This window comes from Mixta intestinalis (genome assembly GCF_009914055.1).
GTDB classification, from domain to species: domain Bacteria; phylum Pseudomonadota; class Gammaproteobacteria; order Enterobacterales; family Enterobacteriaceae; genus Mixta; species Mixta intestinalis.
On sequence record NZ_CP028271.1, the window covers coordinates 4,153,534 to 4,174,210 of the forward strand.

Annotated in this window: 17 protein-coding genes and 1 pseudogene; 6 read left to right on the forward strand and 12 right to left on the reverse strand. The window is 53.2% G+C overall.

Going from position 1 to position 20,677, the window contains the following annotated elements; translation table 11 throughout:
* A complete protein-coding gene (locus C7M51_RS19190) occupies positions 1–1,173 on the forward strand; it encodes a glycosyltransferase family 2 protein (protein WP_160623132.1) in 1,173 nt (390 codons plus the stop codon).
* A gap of 74 nt (positions 1,174–1,247) precedes the next feature.
* Here the strand turns inward: C7M51_RS19190 and nfuA are convergent, their stop codons facing one another.
* Complete coding sequence (nfuA, locus tag C7M51_RS19195; RefSeq protein WP_141176421.1) at positions 1,248–1,823, reverse strand: Fe-S biogenesis protein NfuA; 576 nt, start codon at positions 1,821–1,823, stop codon at positions 1,248–1,250.
* Positions 1,824–1,881: 58 nt separating this feature from the next.
* Positions 1,882–2,565 (reverse strand): DNA utilization protein GntX, encoded by a 684-nt coding sequence (gntX, locus tag C7M51_RS19200; RefSeq protein ID WP_160623133.1) that lies wholly within the window; start codon positions 2,563–2,565, stop codon positions 1,882–1,884.
* Positions 2,566–2,603: 38 nt separating this feature from the next.
* Between gntX and bioH the strand changes: the two genes are divergently transcribed.
* Positions 2,604–3,377: a pimeloyl-ACP methyl ester esterase BioH gene (bioH, locus tag C7M51_RS19205; protein ID WP_160623134.1), complete on the forward strand. Its 774-nt coding sequence runs from the start codon at positions 2,604–2,606 to the stop codon at positions 3,375–3,377.
* Between the two features lie 178 nt (positions 3,378–3,555).
* Positions 3,556–3,825, forward strand: a complete 270-nt coding sequence (locus tag C7M51_RS19210) for a YdgH/BhsA/McbA family protein (RefSeq protein ID WP_160623135.1) — start codon at positions 3,556–3,558, stop codon at positions 3,823–3,825.
* 20 nt (positions 3,826–3,845) lie between these two features.
* Here the strand turns inward: C7M51_RS19210 and C7M51_RS19215 are convergent.
* The 4 genes and pseudogenes from C7M51_RS19215 to C7M51_RS19230 form a co-directional block, all read right to left on the reverse strand.
* Positions 3,846–5,541 (reverse strand): annotated as a pseudogene (locus tag C7M51_RS19215) (alpha-amylase family glycosyl hydrolase).
* A gap of 90 nt (positions 5,542–5,631) precedes the next feature.
* Positions 5,632–7,941 (reverse strand): Fe(2+) transporter permease subunit FeoB, encoded by a 2,310-nt coding sequence (gene feoB / locus C7M51_RS19220; protein WP_160623136.1) that lies wholly within the window; start codon positions 7,939–7,941, stop codon positions 5,632–5,634.
* Entirely contained in the window at positions 7,938–8,177 is a 240-nt protein-coding gene (feoA, locus tag C7M51_RS19225; RefSeq protein ID WP_160623137.1) for a ferrous iron transporter A, read from the reverse strand. The genes feoB and feoA overlap by 4 nt, the downstream gene beginning before the upstream one ends.
* Positions 8,178–8,308: 131 nt before the next feature.
* On the reverse strand, positions 8,309–10,636 hold the full coding sequence (locus C7M51_RS19230; protein WP_160623138.1) for a Tex family protein: 2,328 nt from the start codon (positions 10,634–10,636) through the stop codon (positions 8,309–8,311).
* A gap of 195 nt (positions 10,637–10,831) precedes the next feature.
* On the opposite strand from C7M51_RS19230, the gene greB reads away from it, so the two are divergent.
* Positions 10,832–11,326 carry a transcription elongation factor GreB gene (greB, locus tag C7M51_RS19235; protein ID WP_160623139.1) on the forward strand — a complete coding sequence of 165 codons (495 nt, stop codon included), beginning with the start codon at positions 10,832–10,834 and terminating at the stop codon, positions 11,324–11,326.
* Positions 11,327–11,441: 115 nt separating this feature from the next.
* On the opposite strand, the gene C7M51_RS19240 is transcribed toward greB, so the two are convergent.
* Positions 11,442–11,675: a hypothetical protein gene (locus tag C7M51_RS19240; protein WP_160623140.1), complete on the reverse strand. Its 234-nt coding sequence runs from the start codon at positions 11,673–11,675 to the stop codon at positions 11,442–11,444.
* Positions 11,676–12,212: 537 nt separating this feature from the next.
* On the opposite strand from C7M51_RS19240, the gene ompR reads away from it, so the two are divergent.
* Together ompR and envZ are read left to right on the forward strand one after the other, a co-directional pair.
* Entirely contained in the window at positions 12,213–12,932 is a 720-nt protein-coding gene (ompR, locus tag C7M51_RS19245; protein ID WP_038629697.1) for an osmolarity response regulator transcription factor OmpR, read from the forward strand.
* Entirely contained in the window at positions 12,929–14,296 is a 1,368-nt protein-coding gene (gene envZ / locus C7M51_RS19250; RefSeq protein WP_160623141.1) for a two-component system sensor histidine kinase EnvZ, read from the forward strand. Before ompR ends, envZ begins: the two co-directional genes overlap by 4 nt.
* Before the next feature lie 52 nt (positions 14,297–14,348).
* Here envZ and pckA read toward each other — a convergent pair whose 3' ends face one another.
* The 5 genes from pckA to C7M51_RS19275 all read right to left on the reverse strand — a co-directional run bounded on the left by pckA (position 14,349) and on the right by C7M51_RS19275 (position 20,622).
* Positions 14,349–15,968, reverse strand: a complete 1,620-nt coding sequence (gene pckA / locus C7M51_RS19255; RefSeq protein ID WP_160623142.1) for a phosphoenolpyruvate carboxykinase (ATP) — start codon at positions 15,966–15,968, stop codon at positions 14,349–14,351.
* Between the two features lie 458 nt (positions 15,969–16,426).
* On the reverse strand, positions 16,427–17,305 hold the full coding sequence (gene hslO / locus C7M51_RS19260; protein WP_160623143.1) for an Hsp33 family molecular chaperone HslO: 879 nt from the start codon (positions 17,303–17,305) through the stop codon (positions 16,427–16,429).
* A gap of 26 nt (positions 17,306–17,331) precedes the next feature.
* The gene (gene hslR, locus C7M51_RS19265; protein ID WP_160623144.1) at positions 17,332–17,733 is read right to left on the reverse strand and encodes a ribosome-associated heat shock protein Hsp15; all 402 of its coding nucleotides are present in this window, start codon (positions 17,731–17,733) and stop codon (positions 17,332–17,334) included.
* Positions 17,734–17,750: 17 nt separating this feature from the next.
* A complete protein-coding gene (yrfG, locus tag C7M51_RS19270; protein WP_160623145.1) occupies positions 17,751–18,431 on the reverse strand; it encodes a GMP/IMP nucleotidase in 681 nt (226 codons plus the stop codon).
* 52 nt (positions 18,432–18,483) lie between these two features.
* Complete coding sequence (locus C7M51_RS19275; protein ID WP_160623146.1) at positions 18,484–20,622, reverse strand: intracellular growth attenuator family protein; 2,139 nt, start codon at positions 20,620–20,622, stop codon at positions 18,484–18,486.
* Between the last annotated feature and the right edge of the window lie 55 nt (positions 20,623–20,677).

Here is a 20,677-nt window from a genome sequence, read left to right on the forward strand (position 1 = left end):
ATGGAATATGATACTGCGCAAGATAAAATTAATGTGAATCAGTTGAATACTGTAGCATTATTGATAGTAAAAAATGAAGAAAGGACTATAAAAAGATGTATTGATAGCATATCTGGTAAATTCGATGAAATAATTATAGTAGATACCGGATCTACAGATAATACAATTAATATAATAATAGAACAACGTGTGCTGAATCTGAAATTATTAAATTTCAAGTGGACTGAAAGCTTCGCTGATGCCAGAAATTATGCGTTAAATAATTCAAAAGGTAAATATGTTTTTTTCATTGATGCAGATGAGGTTTTAAAATCAGATCGCAAAGAAATTCTAAAAAAATTACCTGAACTAGCAATTAATGACGAAATTAATTTAAATGTTATTTGTCCAAAAATTGTTGACCACGATGAGAACTATACAACCGGAGTACCGAGGTTTTTTTTTAATGAAAATGACATTTACTATTTCGGGCATGTTCATGAAGAATTGAGAAGCAACAATTTTACACTGAAAATAATTCCAGATTATGATATAGTCATTTGTCATGATGGCTATTTGGATGAAGTTGTAAAAAGTAAAAACAAATTAGAGAGAAATATTAAATTATTAGAGAAAACATTACAGATAGAACCATTAAATGCGAGATGGAATTATTTTCTTTTAAGAAATGGTTATGAGCTTTTTGATGCTACTTATGCAATAAAAAAGATAAAGAAAATATTAAAGTATATTGATAAAAAACAAGAGGTTATTTATAAAAAAGCTATTATTGATATGCTGATAAGATATCAATTGAAAGGATCATGCCCGCAAAAGGATTTTGAAAAAACACTTGATTTATTAGGCAGTATAGAACCAAACAATAAAAATATTGTTTTTTACAGAGGGTTATTTCAGCTAAATAGCTGGAAAATTAAAGCTAAAGAAATGTTGGACTATTTAATTGAATACAGAGAAGACAACCAAATGGATATGCCAGAAATGCTCCATACAAAAGGTTTTCACTTGGACAGTATTATAGCTATTTATTTGTTTGAGTGCGGTTATTATCAGCAGGCAGAAAAACTATTTAGCTTCTTGGTTAACCATAATTACCATTCGGATATGATAACTTATTATTTTTCATTATTACAAGGCAGAAAAACAGAAAATAGAGAAGGAGATTTTTATTGAGTTATTAGAATAAAAGACGACCATTAAGATCGTCTTTTATTATTAATTTGCTTATTTTATAAAAAGTTCAAATATTAATAATATGAGTGCTCACCGCGCTGGTGCTCGGTCAGATCGCGCACGCCTTTCAGTTCCGGGAAAGCGGCCAGCAGCTCTTTCTCAATCCCTTCTTTCAGCGTCACGTCGACCATAGAACAACCGTTACAGCCGCCGCCAAACTGCAGAATGGCATAGCCTTCATCGGTAATTTCCATCAGCGACACACGGCCACCATGGCCGGCCAGCTGCGGGTTAATCTGCGCCTGTAGCAGATATTCAACGCGCTCGATCAGCGGCGCATCGTCTGCAACCTTACGCATTTTGGCGTTCGGCGCTTTCAGCGTCAGCTGAGAACCGAGGTTGTCAGTCACGAAATCGATTTCAGCGTCTTCAAGGTAAGGTGCGCTCAGCTCATCGACGTAAGCGGAAAGCTTTTCGAACTTCAGTTCAGTATCAGACGGCTCTACGGCATCGGGCGGGCAGTAGGAAACGCCACATTCAGCAGATGGCGTGCCCGGATTAATGACGAACACGCGAATCTGGGTGCCATCTTCCTGGTTTGACAGCAATTTGGCAAAGTGCTCCTGGGCGGCATCGGTAATTCGGATCATGGCAGTTGCTCAATAGTTGACTAATTTAGTTGGTTATAATACGCCCATCTCCGACGCTCTACAAGGTACGGCACAGGCACCATATCTGGACGCTGGCGGCACCAGCCTGCATCAACAGGCGGCTAATTTCTGCCACCGTACTGCCGGTTGTCACCACATCATCGATTAAAGCGATATGGCGATCGCGCACGGCGATTTCAAGACGAAAAGCATTACGCAGGTTCTGTTTACGGGCGCTGGCGCTCAGATGATGCTGTACGCGCCCGGCAGCGCGGCGCGTTAATCCCTCAGGATGCCAGGCACAGCCCAGCCAGTGCGCCAGCGGCTTAGCTAACAGATCGGCTTGATTAAAACCGCGTCGCCAGGCGCGCCGGTGATGCAGCGGCACGGTCAACAGCAGATCGGGACGACGCAGGCCGCGTTGACGCCGGGCCGCTAACCAGCTTAGCAAAATCAGTCGCGCCAGCATCACAGAGAGTGCGGTAATACGAGAAAATTTATGACGGGCGATAAGCTGGCTTAACGGCGAGCGATAGTCGCTAACCGCAACCAATTGTTGCCAGGGCGGTGGACGCCGCAGGCAGCGGCTACAGTCGACAAGTGAATTCCCGGCTGGCAGACCACAACGCGGGCAGCAGAGCGGTAGCAGCGGCAGCGCGCGCAGACAATAACTGCACAGCCCCTGTCGCGGTAATTTCAGCGGCGTCTGACATAGCCAACAGCCTCCCTGCATTGGTAGCATAACGTCCTCCTTGACTGGCAATAAAGAGACAATAACTGATGGCGCAGCTTTACTGGCACACTATCGGCACTGGCGATCGTAATCTTGTGCTGCTTCACGGATGGGGATTGAATGCGGAAGTCTGGCGTTGCATTGTTGAGCCGCTCAGCGCACATTTTCGTCTGCATTTGGTCGATTTGCCGGGCTTTGGACGCAGCCAGGGTTTTGGTGCGCTAACGCTGGATGAGATGGTTGCGGCGCTGCTGCCTCAGCTGCCTGAAAAGTCGCTGGTACTCGGTTGGTCACTGGGCGGCCTGGTAGCCAGTCAGCTGGCGCTGCGCTATCCGCAGCGGGTGGAAGGGTTGATAACCGTGGCTTCTTCTCCCTGTTTTACTGCTCAGGACGATCGTTGGCCGGGCATCAAGCCCGATACGCTGGCGGGTTTTCAGCAGCAGCTTAGCGAGGATTATCAGCGTACCGTCGAACGCTTTCTGGCATTGCAGACGCTGGGCACCCAAAGCGCCCGCCAGGATGCGCGTATGCTAAAAGAGGTGGTGCTCTCCCAGCCGGTTCCTCCGGTAGCGGTGCTGGCCGGTGGGCTGGACATTTTGCGGCATGTCGATCTGCGTACTGAAATGGAAGACTTACAGATGCCGCTGCTGCGCATCTACGGCTCTCTTGACGGCCTGGTGCCGCGAAAAGTCGCTGCGCTGCTGGACGAACGCTGGCCGCGTAGCGCTTCGCTGATAATAGACAAAGCGGCCCATGCGCCTTTTATGTCTCATCCGCAGGCATTTTGCGAGGCGGTGGTGCGCTTTAGCCATTCTGTTTAAGAAACTTTATACCTTTAGCTGGCAAAATATCACCGGGCGTTAATACTTGATGCTGAGCAAGGCCGCTGACTTTGACGTTCTGAAAGTCACCCAGGGAATCGGGCGCTTTAACCCTATCTCATTGTATTCATTCGGCGGCCATAGGGACAATCGGTCAACTTTAATGCGAAGGTATACTATGAATCTGATGAAAACTGTTGCTGTTACTTGCCTGCTCGGCGGACTCTCTTTCTCTGTACTGGCAGCGAAAGAGGTGACGAAAGAAGAAGCGCAAAAGATGAATCTGGAAAAAATCGGCACGGTTAATACCACGGCGGAAACTACCTCGCCGATGGATGCCAAACGTGAGCTGTCAAAAATGGCGGACGAGAAGGGCGGTCAGTATTACGTTATCGTCGCTGGACGGGAACATGGGCGCTTCAGTGCTACGGCAGACGTCTATAAATAAAGCGTCAGCAGGCATAGCGACTATGCCTGCTGTCCTTTCAGCCACAGATAGCCCCAGGGCGCTAACGTAACGGGCCGTGCTCCATCAATAACGCGCTGCTCGACAATATCACGATATTTTTTTGCCTCCGGCAGGCTGGCGTCCACGCTTTTACTGCTCAAATTAAACAGGCACAGCAAGCCGTTCTCTCTGTCAGGCGTATAGCGCCGCATTATCAACAGCCGGTTGTCACCGTCGAGGATCTCCAGCGGATTATCGGGATGAAATGCCGGCTGGCGAGTGCGTAGCTGAATCAACGCGCTGAGGCGATTAAAAATCTGCTGACGCAAATAGTCACCGCCCGCCAGCGCCTTTTCAATAAAGGAGAGCGCATATTTTTCGCGGTTAATTGCGCGGTTGTGACCAGCCACTTTTACCCCCTCGTTATCGTTACGCGAGCCAAGAATACTTTGAATATAAATGGCCGGTACGCCGGGAAAAGCCAGCAGTATCGCGTGCGCCAGCATAAAGCGACGAATGCGCGTATCGTCGTCATCATCCTGTTTACTGAGCGCATCCATCAGAGTGACATTAATTTCATAAGGGCTGGTGGTGCCATCGGGGTTATTTTTATAGGAAACCAGCGCGCCCTCCAGCGCCAAATCACGCACCAGCGAAACGATTTCTACTTCCGGCAGAATACCGCGCGCTGGATTAAGGCCGATGCCGTCATGGGAGGCGAGAAAATTAAAGAAAGTCGTGGTGCCGCCGCCCAGATCGAGCCCGGCGGCCCATTGACGCAGCGCGCGCCGAGCCGTTATGGATCGCGTGCAGTACCAGCGGCGGCAGGGAAAACTGGTAAACCATTTGCGCCTCATCCCTGCCGTTGCCGAAATAGCTAATATTGTCCTGATGCGGCACGTTGGTCTCAGTAATAATGACCGTGCCGGGTGCCACCACATCGGCGATAGCACGAAACAGCTTAACCAACAGATGGGTATTTTCCAGATGGATACAGCGCGTGCCGGGCGTCTTCCACATATAACCGACGGCATCAAGGCGCACGTAGTCGGCCCCTTTTTTCAGGTATTCCAGCAGCACATCCACCATGCGGATCAGCACTTCAGGGCTGGCAAAATTAAGGTCGATCTGATCGGCGCTGAAGGTCGTCCAGATGTAGTGGGTTTCACCATTGGCGCGAAGAAAGGGCGTCAGCAGCGGTGAGGTGCGCGGGCGTGTCACGCCGCTTAAGTCGGTGCCCGGCGGCATACTGATAAAAAAATTGTCCCATCCTGCATCGCAGGCCAGATAGTGTTTAAACCAGGCGCTGTGTGAAGAGATATGGTTGCAGACAAAATCGAACATCAGGCGCGTATGGGTATGCAGCTCCGCTACGTTGCGCCATTCGCCACAGATCGGATTCACCTGATGATAATCGATAACGGAAAAACCATCGTCGGAAGACCAGGGAAAGAAAGGCAGCAGATGCACGAGGTTGAAAGTGGATTGAAGGTGCTGTTGGTAGAAGCGGGAAAAGGTGGCGAGCGTCGGTGCTTCCGGCTCTCGAAACTGATCGGCATAGGTAATCAGCACCACATCTTTTTCATCCCAGTGCGGTTTGCGTGGTTTTTTTATCCCATCGCGCGCGGCGCGCACGTGTGAAAGCAGGCGTTCACGCGTGGCCGCAGGAAAAGTGTTCTGGTAGATCTTATCGATGAGGTTATTGATAATATCCATTTTTACCCGGCAGGCCACGGCGTTAAATTCAGAGAGGCGGTAGTTTTTACTGTAGTCCGCCGGGCTGAATTCGCAACCGTGGCTCCGAGGCTAGTGACAGCTTTCGCTTTTTAACGTCTCATAGCGTTCAGCAGGCATCACTTTGATAGGGATACTTTGCGACGGCTGAGGCATCCGGCGTAAAAACATCAGCAGTGCGCCATTAAACAGCACCACCAGCAAAATAATCAGGCTGCTGGTAAGCGGCTGCTCGCCGATACGTGAGAACTGCCAGAAGAGTGTTGCCAGCGAGTAAGCCACGTTTAAGCCCCAGAAAATAGAGAAGCCCATCCAGCGGCGGCTGCTTTCGCGTGCAATCGCGCCCATTACGGATACGCAGGGTACGTAGAGCAGTACAAACAGCAGATAGCTAAAAGCGGCGGCGTTACTGCCAAACTGACGATGCATTTGACCCATGGCGCCGCTGGCCATTTCGCCATCGCCTTTGCTGGCCTCAATCGGGTTCGCCAGTACGCTCAGGCTCAGTGTCTCTTTTAATCCGTCCCAGGTTTCCGTTACCGCGTCTTTCAGCTCCTCCGTCAGGCTCCACGCTTCGGCATCGAAAGGTTCTTCATGCAGTGCTTCGGCGGTATAGAGCGTATTCAACGTACCGACCACGACCTCTTTCGCCATCGCTCCGGTGAGCAGGCCGACCGTTGCCTGCCAGTTATCAGCATGTACGCCGATGGGCGTCAGCAGCGGCGTAATTACCCGACTGACGCTGGCCAGCGCCGAGTCATTAATGCTGTCTACCGGCTGCCCGTTAAATGAAAAGCTGTTCAGGCCACCGATCAGGATACTGGCAACCACAATCACTTTCCCGGCGCGCAGAACAAAGCTGCGCAGACGCTGCCAGGCCTGTAGCATCAGGCTTTTCAGATGCGGAACGTGCCAGCTCGGCAGCTCCATAACGAAAGGTGAGGCCTCGCCGCGCAGCAGCGTATGTTTTAACAGCAGCCCGGTTAAGATTGCCATCACGATCCCGGTCAGATAGAGGCTGAATACCACCAGCGCCCCATGCGAGCCGAAGAAGGCGGCGGAGAAAACGGCAAAGATCGCCAGCCTGGCCCCGCAGGACATAAAGGGTGCCATCATTACGGTAATCAGCCGTTCGCGTGGTGCGTCCAGCGTGCGGGCGCCCATGACCGAAGGAACATTGCAACCGAAGCCGACAATCAGCGGTACAAAAGATTTACCCGGCAGGCCGAGCGACTGCATAAGCCGATCGACAACAAAGGCGGCACGCGCCATATAGCCGGAATCCTCCATAAAAGAGAGAAACAGATACATCAGGCCGATTTGCGGTACCAGCGGTAAAACCGTATTAATACCGCCGCCGATGCCCTGCGCGAGGAACAGCGTCAGCCATTCAGGGAAATGCAGCGTATGGCCGATCCACTGCGTGCCATGAATAAACAGCGCCGCCGAACCGACATCAAACAGCGGTTGCAGCGCGCCGCCAATATTGATGGCCAGCAAGAACATCAAATACATCATCAACAGGAAGATGGGAATGCCCAGCCAGCGGTTCAGCACGATACGGTCGAGGCGTTGCGACAGGCGATCGGGCGCTGCCTGCTGCTGATTGCTGACGCCCGCGCAGATAGTGGCAAGCTGTTGATAGCGCGCCGCCGCGATCTCGACGGCAGCATCCTGCGGTAGCGGCGCATCCGATTCTGCCAGACGCTGTAACGCCAGATCGCCAACCTGCCGGCGGCTATAGATATCGCCCTCCAGCAGCTGGAACGCCAGCCAGCGTCGACGCTGACGCTGTTCGCTAACCGGCATCGCCGCCGCCAGCTGGTCGGCAGCTTCACTCAGGGCGGGCGGGTAGGCCACCTCGATTGGCGCGCCCATGCGAATGCCTTCGTCAATCAGCTGTTTCAGACGATCGATGCCGCTGCCGCGCGTTGAAACCACCGGCACTACCGGGCAGCCGAGACGCTGCTCCAGCGCCGGAATATCGATAGTGATATTCTGGTTTTCCGCCATATCCAGCATATTCAGCGCGACGATGCAGGGCACGCCCAGTTCGCGCAGCTGTAACGTCAGGTAGAGGTTACGCTCAAGGTTACAGGCGTCGACGACGTTAATCAGCAGGTCTGCCTGCTCACTGAGTACGAAATGGCAGGCGATCTGTTCATCAAGCGAAGCCTGCTGTGAGACGGTGGTCAGTGAGTAGGTACCGGGAAGGTCGATGAGGTTGACGCGAGTATTGCCTGCGGTGAAGAAACCTTCTTTGCGTTCGACGGTGACGCCCGCCCAGTTACCGACGCGCTGACGTGCGCCGGTAAGCTGGTTAAACAGCGTGGTTTTACCGGCATTCGGATTGCCCAACAGGCCAATCGTACACTGTTTCATGCCGCCTCCGTCTGCGTGACAGGCTGTAGCTGTAACAGCGCCAGATCCTTTTTACGCAGCATCAGGCTAACGCGCCCCGCCTGTATTTGCAGAGGATCGCCTAAAGGTGCAATACGAACCACCTCAAAGCAGGAGCCGGGCAGCAGGCCCAGGGAAAGTAACTTTTGACGCCAGGCAGGGCTGACTGCGGAAGTGAAACCGATTATTTGATAGTGCTGACGGGCAAGCAAAGACATGGCTGGTACCTCATTGACCGTCGCGTTGCGCGACAATAACAAAACGGGACCATACTAGTGAGAATAATTCTCGTTAATGTTGATTTAGAACAAAAACGGAACAGAGGGCGGCAAAAAGCCGCCCGTGAAGCTTAACGTTTTTTGCCGAAGGCGGCGGCTAAGGCATCGCCCATAGCGCTGTTGCCCGGCGCGTTGGTGGTGGCACGCGCCCGTGGTTTGGCAGCGGCGCGGCTGTTGTTTTCACGCCCCTGCGCACGCGGCGCACCACGTGAAGCGCTTTCGCCTGGCTGTTCGTCCAGACGCATAGTCAACGCGATGCGTTTACGCTGTATATCGACCTCAAGCACCTTCACTTTCACGATATCGCCCGCTTTAACCACGGTATGCGGATCCTCAACGAACTTATCGGAGAGCGAAGAGATATGGACAAGGCCATCCTGATGGACGCCGATATCCACAAAGGCACCGAAGTTGGTCACATTGGTGACCGCACCTTCCAGCACCATACCCGGCAGCAGATCGTTCATGGTTTCGACACCTTCCGCGAACTGGGCGGTTTTAAACTCTGGACGCGGATCGCGGCCCGGTTTTTCCAGCTCTTTCAGGATATCGCTGACGGTGGGGACGCCGAAACGCTCGGTGGTAAAGTCTACCGCTTTCAGCTTGCGCAGCTCGCCAGCATTGCCCATCAGTTCGCGCAGCGACTGGCGGGTAGCTTCGAGAATACGCTCGACTACCGGATAGGCTTCCGGATGCACGGTTGAGGCATCAAGCGGGTTATCGCCGTGATTGATACGTAAAAAGCCGGCGCACTGCTCGAAGGCTTTCGGGCCGAGGCGGCTGACTTTCAGTAACTGCTGACGGTTCTGGAAGCGTCCGTTCTCATCGCGCCAGCTGACAATATTTTGCGCCATCATGCGTGACAGCCCGGCAACGCGCGTCAGCAGCGCCACGGAAGCGGTATTGAGATCGACACCAACGGCGTTCACACAGTCTTCTACCACCGCATCCAGCTTTTTCGCCAGCATCGACTGGCTGACATCATGCTGATACTGACCGACACCGATCGATTTCGGATCGATTTTTACCAGCTCCGCCAGCGGATCCTGCAGGCGACGGGCGATAGAAACCGCACCGCGCAGCGACACATCCAGATCGGGGAACTCCTGCGCTGCCAGCTCGGAGGCGGAGTAAACCGATGCGCCCGCTTCGCTGACCACCACTTTCTGCGCCGTCACCTGCGGGAACTGTTTTTGCAGGTCGAGGAAGAAACGTTCGGTTTCTCGTGAGGCGGTGCCGTTGCCGATCGCGACCAGTTCTACCTGATGGCGAGTACAGAGTGCCGCTACCGCTGCCGCCGCTTTTGCCGCCTGGCCGGTATGCGGATAAACGGTATCGGTAGCCACCAGCTTGCCGGTAGCATCCACTACGGCAACTTTAACGCCGGTGCGCAGGCCGGGATCGAGGCCCATCGTGGCGCGCATACCGGCCGGGGCCGCCATCAGCAGATCGTGCAGGTTACGAGCAAAAACGTTAATCGCCTCTTCTTCCGCACGTTCGCGTATGCTGCCCATCAGTTCGGTTTCCAGATGCAGCAAAACTTTAATGCGCCACGTCCAGCTGACTACCGCTTTGCGCCAGGCGTCCGCCGGGGCGTTATTCAGGCGCAGGTTAAGATGGTCGGCAATAAGCTGCTCACCGTAACTTTCACGCGGCGGTTCGTCGAACTGCGGATCGGCATTGAGCGAAAGTTGCAGGACGCCTTCGTTGCGCCCACGGAACATCGCCAGCGCACGATGGGAAGGTACGGTCGCCAGCGCTTCATGATGGTCGAAATAATCACGGAATTTCGCACCCGCGTCCTCTTTCCCTTCCACCACGCGTGAAACCAGATGCGCGTTTTTCCACAGGTAATCGCGCACCTTTGCCAGCAGCGCGGCATCTTCTGCGAAGCGTTCCATCAGGATATAGCGTGCGCCATCCAGCGCGGCTTTAACGTCTGCGATGCCCTTGTCCGCATCGACAAATTCAGCGGCCAGCTGCTCCGGCTGATGCGAAGGATCCTGCCATAGCGTATCGGCTAACGGCTCCAGCCCTGCTTCAATGGCGATCTGTCCGCGCGTGCGGCGTTTCGGTTTGTAGGGAAGGTACAGGTCTTCGAGTTCGGTTTTACTCAGGGTGCCGTTGATGGCGGCGGCGAGTTCATCGCTGAGCTTGCCCTGCTCGGCGACAGATTTAAGGATCGCCTGGCGACGATCTTCTAACTCGCGCAGATAGCCGAGGCGGGTTTCCAGCTGGCGTAGCTGAGTATCATCAAGCCCGCCGGTTACTTCCTTACGATAACGTGCGATAAACGGCACGGTATTCCCTTCATCCAGCAGGCGGATAGCGGCATCAACTTGTTCAGCCCGCGCCTGAAGTTCACCCGCAATAATGCGGCTCAGCGAATCATTCATCATCGGTTCACTATCTTACTAGCACAGTTTGAGAAACAGGGGACAGTTATACGGATTGATGGCTGAAATTGCCAGCAATGCGGCGCGCTTTAGGCCAGATTCCGAGAGCCACTTCCCGATTGACGATTCTGTTGTACCATTAACGCAAACGGGCGGCTTGCCAGCCCGCTCATTACGATCAGCAGACAGGAAAGCGGTGTGAAGACTCAACTGATTACCCGTGAAGGGTATAACAAACTTCGGGCGGAACACGATCATTTATGGAACGAGAAACGCCCGGAGATCACTAAAATTGTCTCCTGGGCCGCCAGCCTGGGCGATCGCTCGGAAAACGCCGATTACACCTACAATAAGCGCCTGTTGCGCCAAATCGATCGCCGGGTACGCTATCTGCGTAAGTGCCTGGCGGAGCTGAAGATCGTTGATTACTCGCCACAACAGGAAGGGAAGGTGTTCTTCGGTGCCTGGGTTGAGGTAGAAAACGAGCAGGGCGAAGTAAAGCGTTTTCGGATTGTGGGGCCGGATGAAATCTACGGCGAGGTAAAAGATTATATTTCTATCGATTCGCCGATGGCGCGCGCGCTGATTAAAAAAGAGGTGGATGATGAAGTGCATGTTAATACGCCGGAAGGTGAAAAAATTTGGTTTGTGAACCGTATCGAGTATCAGCGTGATAGTGGTGGCGCAGCGTAAAAAGAGCGGAGAATAATGACTTTTTCAATAAAGCCAGGGCAACACTTATTCTCCGGTGGCGAAAGAGTACGGCAAAAAACAGATTTATAGCTACAGCAAGGGTAAGAATATTGCCTCAGTAGTCAGAGGCTTTCTGATGAAATCGGTTTATGGCGGTAAGAATAATCGTGGTGTTAACGGGCGTTATCTCCGACAGAAAATCCGTAGCTGCCAGCTTCTGCTCGTCGGCAGGATCTACTATCCCGCTGGCGGCCTCGATATCGGTTAGGTTGCTGCTGGCAGGCTCGGCTGCCATAACATAACCGCTGATAAACAGAACCAGAGAGCAAATCAGCATTATCTTGTTCATCTTTATTCCCGGCTGATAAATAAAAGAACGCGTGCCGTATCGAATATAGGTTTTATGCACGGCACGTGAAAAGCATTGTTTTTTAACGAATAGGGTTGAGTTAAGTTATTGCTGGATCGGTCGTTTTCGGCCTGCGAATATTCCTGGCTGAGCATAACGATAAAAAAATAAACGTCAGCGTTTTCTGCTAATAGTTGGACTCAACGCACGCTAATCTGACGGGTGGCGTTTCAGGTAAGGGGGTAAAAAAACAGGTGATACGCCAGTTTTAACTTAAGTGCCTGTTTTTAGATGGAAAAGAAAAACCTGGTGGTCTGCGCCAGTGTAAGGCAGAGATTGCGGTGTGTTTTCAGAAAAGCCGGAGCGCGGCATGGCGGCCTGTCCGATCGCGAAAAAGCATATTAAATGCGCGATAACCTGCTGTTTAATATGCTTTGTAACAATTTCGGCTAGAATATAAACCAATAATGGCTGTCACAGCTACGCTTCTTTTTTAACAATATCGGCTCGGGCAATAGCGCCTTTGGGAGTATCGAAATGCAAGAAAACTACAAAATTCTGGTCGTTGACGATGACATGCGCCTGCGTGCGCTGTTGGAGCGTTATCTGACAGAACAGGGTTTTCAGGTGCGCAGCGTGGCTAACGCCGAGCAAATGGATCGCCTGTTAACCCGCGAATCTTTCCACCTGATGGTGCTTGATCTGATGTTGCCGGGAGAAGATGGTTTATCGATCTGCCGCCGTCTGCGCAGCCAAAGCAACCCCATGCCGATCATTATGGTGACGGCGAAAGGCGAAGAGGTCGATCGTATCGTTGGGCTGGAAATCGGTGCCGATGACTATATACCGAAGCCGTTTAACCCGCGTGAGCTGCTGGCGCGTATCCGTGCCGTGCTGCGCCGTCAGGCCAACGAGCTGCCGGGCGCACCTTCGCAGGAAGAAGCGGTAATCGCCTTTGGTAAATTTAAGCTGAACCTCGGCACGCGTGAAATGTTCCGTGAAGATGAGCCAATGCCGTTAACCAGCGGCGAGTTTGCGGTACTGAAGGCGCTGGTCAGCCATCCACGCGAGCCGCTGTCACGCGATAAGCTGATGAACCTGGCGCGTGGGCGAGAATACAGCGCCATGGAACGCTCCATTGATGTGCAGATTTCGCGCCTGCGTCGTATGGTGGAAGAGGATCCGGCGCATCCACGCTATATCCAGACCGTCTGGGGCCTGGGCTACGTTTTTGTACCGGACGGCACTAAAGCATGAAGCGACTCCGCTTTTCTCCCCGCAGTTCGTTTGCGCGCACGCTGCTGCTGATCGTCACGCTGCTGTTTGTCAGCCTGGTGACCACCTATCTGGTGGTGCTTAACTTCGCTATTCTGCCCAGCCTACAGCAGTTTAATAAGGTGCTGGCGTATGAAGTGCGGATGTTAATGACTGACCGACTGCAACTGGAAGACGGCACCCAGCTGGAAGTGCCGCCGGCGTTCCGGCGTGAGATCTACCGTGAACTGGGGATCTCTCTTTATACCAATGCGGCGGCGGAGGAGAGCGGATTACGTTGGGCTCAGCACTATCAGTTTTTAAGCGATCAGATGGCGCGTCAGCTTGGTGGCCCTACCGATGTGCGGGTTGAAGTGAACAAGAATTCGCCGGTAGTGTGGCTAAAAACCTGGCTTTCTCCCGACATCTGGGTACGCGTGCCGCTGACGGAAATTCATCAGGGCGATTTCTCGCCGCTGTTCCGCTATACGCTGGCGATTATGCTGTTGGCGATTGGGGGAGCCTGGCTGTTTATTCGCATTCAGAACCGACCGCTGGTGGAGCTGGAGCGCGCCGCATTGCAGGTAGGGAAAGGTATTATTCCACCGCCGCTGCGCGAGTATGGGGCCTCAGAAGTGCGTTCGGTTACGCGCGCCTTTAACCAGATGGCTTCCGGCGTTAAGCAACTGGCGGACGATCGTACGCTGCTGATGGCAGGCGTCAGTCACGATCTCCGTACGCCGCTGACCCGTATTCGTCTGGCGACGGAGATGATGAGTGAAGAGGATGGCTACCTGGCAGAGTCAATCAATAAAGATATTGAAGAGTGTAACGCCATTATCGAGCAGTTTATTGATTATCTGCGCACCGGCCAGGAGATGCAGACCGAACGCGCCGATCTTAACGCCGTGCTGAATGAGGTAGTGGCGGCGGAAAGCGGCTATGAGCGCGAAATCGAGGATGCGGTTATGCCGGAAGAGCTGATGCTGGATATCAATCCGCTCTCAATTAAGCGCGCAGCGGCTAATATGGTGGTAAACGCGGCGCGTTATGGCAACGGCTGGATCAAGGTCAGCAGCGGGCGTGAGTTACAGCGCGCCTGGTTCCAGGTGGAAGATGATGGTCCGGGCATTAAGCCGGAGCAGCTCAAGCATCTGTTACAACCTTTTGTGCGCGGCGATAGCGCGCGCAGCACCAGCGGTACCGGCCTGGGGCTGGCGATTGTACAGCGTATTATTGATGCCCATCAGGGCTCGCTGGATATCGGCATTAGCGAGCGTGGCGGCCTGCGTATTCGCGCCTGGCTACCGTTGTCCGATACGCCGCACCCGTCAGGGGGGTTACCTTCAGCCTCTGCCACAAGCTAAGCGATAAAGCAAAACCCCGCCAAAAGGCGGGGTTTTTTCTTTTGTGTCGCGGTTAAACCTGTGGACCGGCAGAAACCAGGGCAGCCCCGGCTGGGGTGTCAGTGTACTTCTCAAAGTTATTAATAAAGCGCTGTGCCAAATCCAGCGCACGGCTTTCCCACAGAGAAGGATCCTGCCAGGTATTACGCGGATCGAGAATATGGCTATCGATCCCGGCCAGCGCTACCGGCACCTCAAGATTAAAGATCGGCAGCGTATGGGTTTCCGCATCTGACAGATCGCCGTTAAGGATCGCATTAATGATGGCGCGCGTGTCCTTCAACGAAATACGTTTGCCGGTGCCGTTCCAGCCGGTGTTGACCAAATAAGCTTCCGCGCCCGCCGCCTGCATCCGCTTCACCAACACTTCTGCATATTGGGTTGGATGCAGCGTTAAAAAAGCCGCGCCAAAGCAGGCGGAGAAGGTTGGTGTCGGTTCGGTGACGCCGCGCTCGGTACCGGCCAGCTTGGCGGTAAAGCCGGAAAGGAAATGATACTGCGTCTGATCGGGTGACAGGCGCGAAACCGGTGGCAGCACGCCGAAGGCATCGGCGGTCAGGAAGATCACTTTCTTCGCATGGCCTGCTTTAGAAACCGGTTTGACGATATTTTCAATGTGATAAATGGGATAAGAGACGCGTGTATTCTCTGTTTTGCTGGCGTCGCTGTAATCAATCGAACCATCGTTGCGTACCACAACGTTTTCCAGCAGCGCATCGCGGCGGATAGCGTGATAAATTTCTGGCTCTGCCTGCTCCGACAGGTTGATGGTTTTCGCGTAGCAGCCGCCTTCAAAGTTAAACACGCCGTCGTCGTCCCAGCCGTGCTCATCGTCGCCGATAAGCTGGCGTTTCGGATCGGTGGAAAGCGTGGTTTTTCCGGTGCCGGAAAGACCGAAGAAGATCGCAACGTCGCCCTTCTCACCAACGTTAGCCGAGCAGTGCATCGCGGCGATACCTTTCAGCGGCAACAGGTAGTTCATTACCGCGAACAGCCCTTTTTTCATTTCGCCGCCGTACCAGGTGCCGCCAATCAGCTGCATATTCTCGCTAAGGTTAAAAGCGACAAAGTTCTCTGAATGCAGGCCCTGCTGCTGCCAGTCAGGATTGGTACATTTTGCACCGTTCATCACCACGAAATCGGGCTTAAAGCTGGCGAGACCTTCCTCATCGGGGCGAATAAACATATTTTTGACGAAATGCGCCTGCCAGGCGACTTCGGTAATAAAACGCACGCTCAGGCGTGTATCGGGGTTCGCGCCACACCAGGCGTCAATAACGAACAGGCGTTTACCGGAAAGCTGCTGCGTTACGCAGGATTTCAGTGCCTGCCAGGTTTCCTCAGACAAAGGCTGGTTATCGTTTTTCCCTTTGCCCTGGTCGTTCCACCACAGGGTATCGCGCGTGGTTGCGTCACGCACAATATATTTATCTTTTGGCGATCGTCCGGTGAAGATACCGGTGTCGACAGCGATCGCGCCGGACTGCGTTAGCGTGCCACGCTCATAGCCGCTCAGCTCCGGTCGGGTTTCTTCCTTAAATAAAGTTTCATAATCGGGATTATGAACCACTTCAACCGTATCGGTGATGCCATAAGCGACGAGATCCTGTGGCGTCAGGCCATTAGCGCGCATATTACTGCTCCTTTGTCGATTTGTACTGCCACAAATGTAGGGGGAGGACTTGCTGCGACCAGCCATAAAACAGAGCGAAGCGATTCAGTCTGCTTTACAATTGCGGCAGTCTACTACTGTCTACATGCAGCGGAAGGAGAGAGTAGCAGAAATGAGAGACAAAACGGTTTTTTATAGAAATTCATCTTTATCTTATGAAAAGTAATGGTTAATGAATGGTTATTATAAAACAACATTTCATTTTATCCGTATAGCCTCCAGACTTTATGCTGCGCTAACGTGCTGAACCAGTGAATTTAAGTGCCAGGAGCGGGCATCGCTCAGGTGTTTCTCTGAGAAGATTTTGTTAACAAAAGGCGGCCTGAGCCGCCTTAAAAGAAGGGTAAGCGCTTGCTTAGTTAACTATGCGGGGCTATCGCATTAATGTGCTTATGGCATCCGGAAAGCCCCGTCCGTGCTTAATGGATCTGTTCGCTACCATTACTGGAATCGTTGCGAATAGCGGCGATATCTACCGCATCGTAAAGATAATGGCTGCCGCAATAGTCGCAGTGCATATCGATCTGCCCGTCTTCCTTCAGGATCTGATCGACCTCTTCCTGCGGCAGCGTTTTCAGCACTTCACCGCAGCGCTCACGTGAGCAGGAACACTTAAAGCTGACGCTTTGCGGATCATAAACCGTCACTTCTTCCTGGTTATAGAGACGCCACAGCACCTCGTTCGCAGGCAGGCCGATCAGTTCTTCGGTTTTGATGGTTTCCGTCAGCGTTGCCAGGTGATTGAAATCTTCCGGATCGGCGTTCTGGGCAGGCAGCACCTGCAACAGGATACCGGCAGCACCCGGCTGGCCTTCATATTCGCCGGTGCGAATAAACAGGCGCGTCGGCAGCTGTTCAGAACGCATAAAATAGTCTTCCAGGCAGGCTGCCAGCGTCTCACCTTCCAGGCCTACCACGCCCTGGTAGCGTTCGCCTTTCTCCGGGGAGATGGTGATAACCAGATAGCCATTGCCAACCATCTCTTTCAGCGTACTGCCCGGTGCGATATCGCCCTGCATACGCGCTACGCCACGCATTTCCTGACGGTTATTACCGTTAATCACCGCCAGCGACAGTGCGCCATCGCCCTGAAGCTGAACCGTAATGTCGCCTTCAAATTTCAGCGTGGCGGTCAGCAAGCTGGTAGCGACCAGAAGTTCGCCCAGTAGCTGCTGAACCGGCTGCGGATAATCGTGCCCGGAAATAATTTCCCGCCACGTATCGGACAGGTTAACCAGTTCGCCGCGAACCGCGTGGTTTTCGAACAGGTAACGGTGCATTTGGTCTTGATGAGCCATAGTTTTTCTCTCGTGTTGGCGGCGCGTTATTCGTCGCCAGAAAATTTAAATTTCATCAGATCGCGGCGCTCTTTTTTATCTGGCCGACGATCGGGATGCGGCATCGTCAGCGCGTTCAGCTTACGCGCCTGCGCCATCTTCTCGCGTTTTTCCACGCTTTCCGGCGTTTCGCTGTAAAGCTGCTGTGCTTCGCTGGCGGGACGACGCTGATCGGTAACGGCACGGATGATAACGGTGCGCTCATCGTTGCCCTGACGTAAAGTTAGTTCGGCATCCAGTTCAACCAGTTTGCTGGGCTTGCTGCGTTGCCCGTTATAGTGAACCTTGCCGCCTTCAATCATTTCACGCGCTATGGCACGGGTTTTATAAAAGCGCGCCGCCCACAGCCATTTGTCGAGCCGAACGCCTTCTGCGGTTTTCTCTTTCATTGCTGCTCCCGTCGGGTTTACCGCGCCTCTGGCGTCAGCGCGCCGAGCAAGGTTCGGTAGTCGCTGATGCTCTGATGGCGAGCAAAAGTTTTTGCGGGCTGACCGGAATCGGGATTGCCGACGCCAAGGCAGCAGGCGATTCCCCAGCGTTGCGCGGCATCCAGTACCGGCTCGCTGTCGTCGATGAACAACGTTCGCTGTTTTTCAAAGCCGGTATGCTGCTCTACGGCCTGCCATAAACGCTGATCTTCTTTCGGAAAGCCAAATGTATGGGTCGATAGCAATAAATCAAGGTGCCGATCGAGTCCGGTTTGCTGAAGTTTTACGTCCAGATTAAAAGGATGCGCGTTAGTAAGTAGAATAGTGCGCTTGCCGCTGACGCGCAGAGCATGCAGAAAGGGAAGGGTATCGGCGCGTAGTCGGGCGCGGCTACGTACTTCCCAGGTCATGGCGCGGATATCCAGTTCCAGCTCGCGGCTCCAGTAGTCCAGACAATACCAGTTTAGCGTATGCTGCACCGCCTGGTATTTCGCCATAATGAAGCGGTTGGCTTCAGCCAGAGAGAGGTTGCGCTGCTGGCTCAGCCTTTGCGGCACCAGCGTTAGCCAGAAATAGTTATCGAACGCCAGATCGAGCAGTGTGCCATCCATATCCAGCAATACGGTGTCAATATCGCGCCAGTTAATCTCAAGCTGCATGCCGCCTCCGGGCCAGTAAAAATTGGGCCACAGGGTAGCACAGTTGAAAAGGTCAGAATAACGGACGCATACCCGGTAATGGCGTGAGCGCGTGGTTAAAACATTTGTCGTAGTATTGCTGAATTTCCACAATACGTTTGCGGTTGCGATGGATGCGTTTTAGCGCCAGCAGACCATTTATTAGTATGCTCAGGCACAGCACCAGCAGCAGCAGCGAAGTGCCTAAATAGCGCCAGAGCGTGAGTGGATCCGGCTTGCTGTGCAGCGCAATATGGCGCGTGCCGTTGGCGTCCGTATGGATGCTGGTAATAATGCCTGCCGCGTTAAATGAGGTGTGGAGCAGCATTCCGGCAAGGCGTTGCAGCTCTTGCCACTGCTCCGGCGCATTGAAGTCAAACAGCGAGATGGTTGGTTGTGGATGATTAACCAGCTGTCGCCCTTCATCGCTAACGATCAGGAAACCATTGGGCGGTGGGCTGTTTAGCGCTTCTGCCGCACGGTGCGTTTCGCGGTAGAAGAAAGTTGAGGTTGAAGTATTCACCAGATTTTCCAGTGCTTCGGCGCTGACCGGACGCAGCAGCACATTCATGCCGTTAAGCGCGCCAGAATCTGCCCGCTTTACTAATGTTTCCCAGTCTTTCGCGTTACCGAGGTTAACCAGCGCGTTTTTCAGCCGCACGCAGTCCTGCGGCTGGTTACAGAGATCCTGCGTTTTCACTACCAGATCGGCGAAATCATCCAGCAAAATCATCCCTGATTTCTGGATAGCGGTGGCGAGCTGTGGATTCAGCTTACTGTCGGCACCGTTTTGCGGATGCAGTTGCTGTTTGGTAACCGTTAGCAGTGCTGAAGCCTTATCAATAATTTCCGACTGCGGTAGCGGCAAAGGTGAGGCCAGATTCCAGTAAATGGCCGAACAATCAAAAGGCATAAAGGCATAGCTGCGGTTGCTCTGGTAGCTGGCGGGCACTGAACACATGCCGGTGCCGCTGACTTTCAGGCTATCGCCCACGTGCAGTGGCATTCGCTCCAGTTCAGTTACCGAGTTAACCTGAATACGTTCGGTGCCGGTTAGCCATGCAAGGCTTAGCTTCAGCGGCATGGTTAACGGAACCCAGCTGACCAGTAACGCCAGAACCAGCAGCGATCCGCAGGCCAGCACCATGTTTTTTCGCCAGCGCTGAACCGGGAAATTGCGCACTTCATCCTGTAGCGACAGGAATCTGCCCTGTCGCACCACCTGGCGATTCAGATAGATATCCACATCGGTGGTCTGCCCCAAATCGTACGCGACATAGGGCTGCCAGTGTGACGGATAGATCAGATCGATAATGCCGAGAGAAATGTTATTGATCTGTCCCTGATTGGCTTCGCTGAACAGTCCCCAGCGCTTTGGCGCACCGCGTAGACAGTGAATCTCACGCAGATCTTTCTCTGCCGGACGGCGATACATAAACCACAGGCTGATCAGAATCAACGCCAGACTGGCGCTGACCAGCCAGGGCATAAAAATCAGCGGCGTCACCAGGCTAATAAAAAGCAGCAGTAAACCGATGCAGATCACCGTGGCTTCACGTGTGCCGTCGCTGCGTGACAGGCAGTGTTCCTCCGGCGTCTCTTTACGTACCTGAAGCAGCTCAATGTTCTCGCTCTGTTCCTGACGAATCGAGGCGTTAGCCGCGCTGGGATGCACCACCGAAGGCAACATGCTTTGCTCCCAGGCGTAGCTCAGCAGAGAGTGACCGTTAAGCGAAATCACCAGCGGTATGGTGTGCGTTTTAATCAGCTCAACGAAATTCTCTTCGGCAATATATTGCTCCCATAGCGGCGGCAGGTGCACTTCAAGCGCGTCGAGATAGTAACGCCACTTCTGCGGATCGTCGGTAGAAAGGCCGTAGCGGGTAATGGCGCGGGTGACGGGATAGACTTTATTACTTTGGGAACTTAACGACAGCATTTCGGGCGAGGCGCTGGCCCCGCCGGGCTGGATGGTGCGCTGTTTCTTCGCCAGAGAATCGAGATAGCGTTCAACAGCTTCGCGCTCTTCCGGCGTCAGGTTACGATAGGGGGGACTAATAAACGGCAGCGGTTTCGCCAACGGCGGACGATGCCGCATAGCGTACCAAAAACAGATACCTGCGATAACAGAGCAGGTAAGCATTACACCAAGAATAATAATTATTGTGTTCATGCTATGCTCATTCCAGCCATACTACTGCCGTCACTATAATTGCTCGCTCCAGGCT

What these genes read in the sequence shown, in the direction of transcription:
- feoB (WP_160623136.1), bottom strand. Translation starts at nt 7,941, where the DNA reads ATGAAACAGTGTACGATTGGCCTGTTGGGCAATCCGAATGCCGGTAAA.
- ompR (WP_038629697.1), top strand. Translation starts at nt 12,213, where the DNA reads ATGCAAGAAAACTACAAAATTCTGGTCGTTGACGATGACATGCGCCTG.
- pckA (WP_160623142.1), bottom strand. Translation starts at nt 15,968, where the DNA reads ATGCGCGCTAATGGCCTGACGCCACAGGATCTCGTCGCTTATGGCATC.
- gntX (WP_160623133.1), bottom strand. Translation starts at nt 2,565, where the DNA reads ATGCTACCAATGCAGGGAGGCTGTTGGCTATGTCAGACGCCGCTGAAA.
- feoA (WP_160623137.1), bottom strand. Translation starts at nt 8,177, where the DNA reads ATGTCTTTGCTTGCCCGTCAGCACTATCAAATAATCGGTTTCACTTCC.
- C7M51_RS19190 (WP_160623132.1), top strand. Translation starts at nt 1, where the DNA reads ATGGAATATGATACTGCGCAAGATAAAATTAATGTGAATCAGTTGAAT.
- yrfG (WP_160623145.1), bottom strand. Translation starts at nt 18,431, where the DNA reads ATGCAGCTTGAGATTAACTGGCGCGATATTGACACCGTATTGCTGGAT.
- C7M51_RS19210 (WP_160623135.1), top strand. Translation starts at nt 3,556, where the DNA reads ATGAATCTGATGAAAACTGTTGCTGTTACTTGCCTGCTCGGCGGACTC.
- hslO (WP_160623143.1), bottom strand. Translation starts at nt 17,305, where the DNA reads ATGGCTCATCAAGACCAAATGCACCGTTACCTGTTCGAAAACCACGCG.
- nfuA (WP_141176421.1), bottom strand. Translation starts at nt 1,823, where the DNA reads ATGATCCGAATTACCGATGCCGCCCAGGAGCACTTTGCCAAATTGCTG.
- C7M51_RS19275 (WP_160623146.1), bottom strand. Translation starts at nt 20,622, where the DNA reads ATGAACACAATAATTATTATTCTTGGTGTAATGCTTACCTGCTCTGTT.
- envZ (WP_160623141.1), top strand. Translation starts at nt 12,929, where the DNA reads ATGAAGCGACTCCGCTTTTCTCCCCGCAGTTCGTTTGCGCGCACGCTG.
- C7M51_RS19230 (WP_160623138.1), bottom strand. Translation starts at nt 10,636, where the DNA reads ATGATGAATGATTCGCTGAGCCGCATTATTGCGGGTGAACTTCAGGCG.
- C7M51_RS19240 (WP_160623140.1), bottom strand. Translation starts at nt 11,675, where the DNA reads ATGAACAAGATAATGCTGATTTGCTCTCTGGTTCTGTTTATCAGCGGT.
- bioH (WP_160623134.1), top strand. Translation starts at nt 2,604, where the DNA reads ATGGCGCAGCTTTACTGGCACACTATCGGCACTGGCGATCGTAATCTT.
- hslR (WP_160623144.1), bottom strand. Translation starts at nt 17,733, where the DNA reads ATGAAAGAGAAAACCGCAGAAGGCGTTCGGCTCGACAAATGGCTGTGG.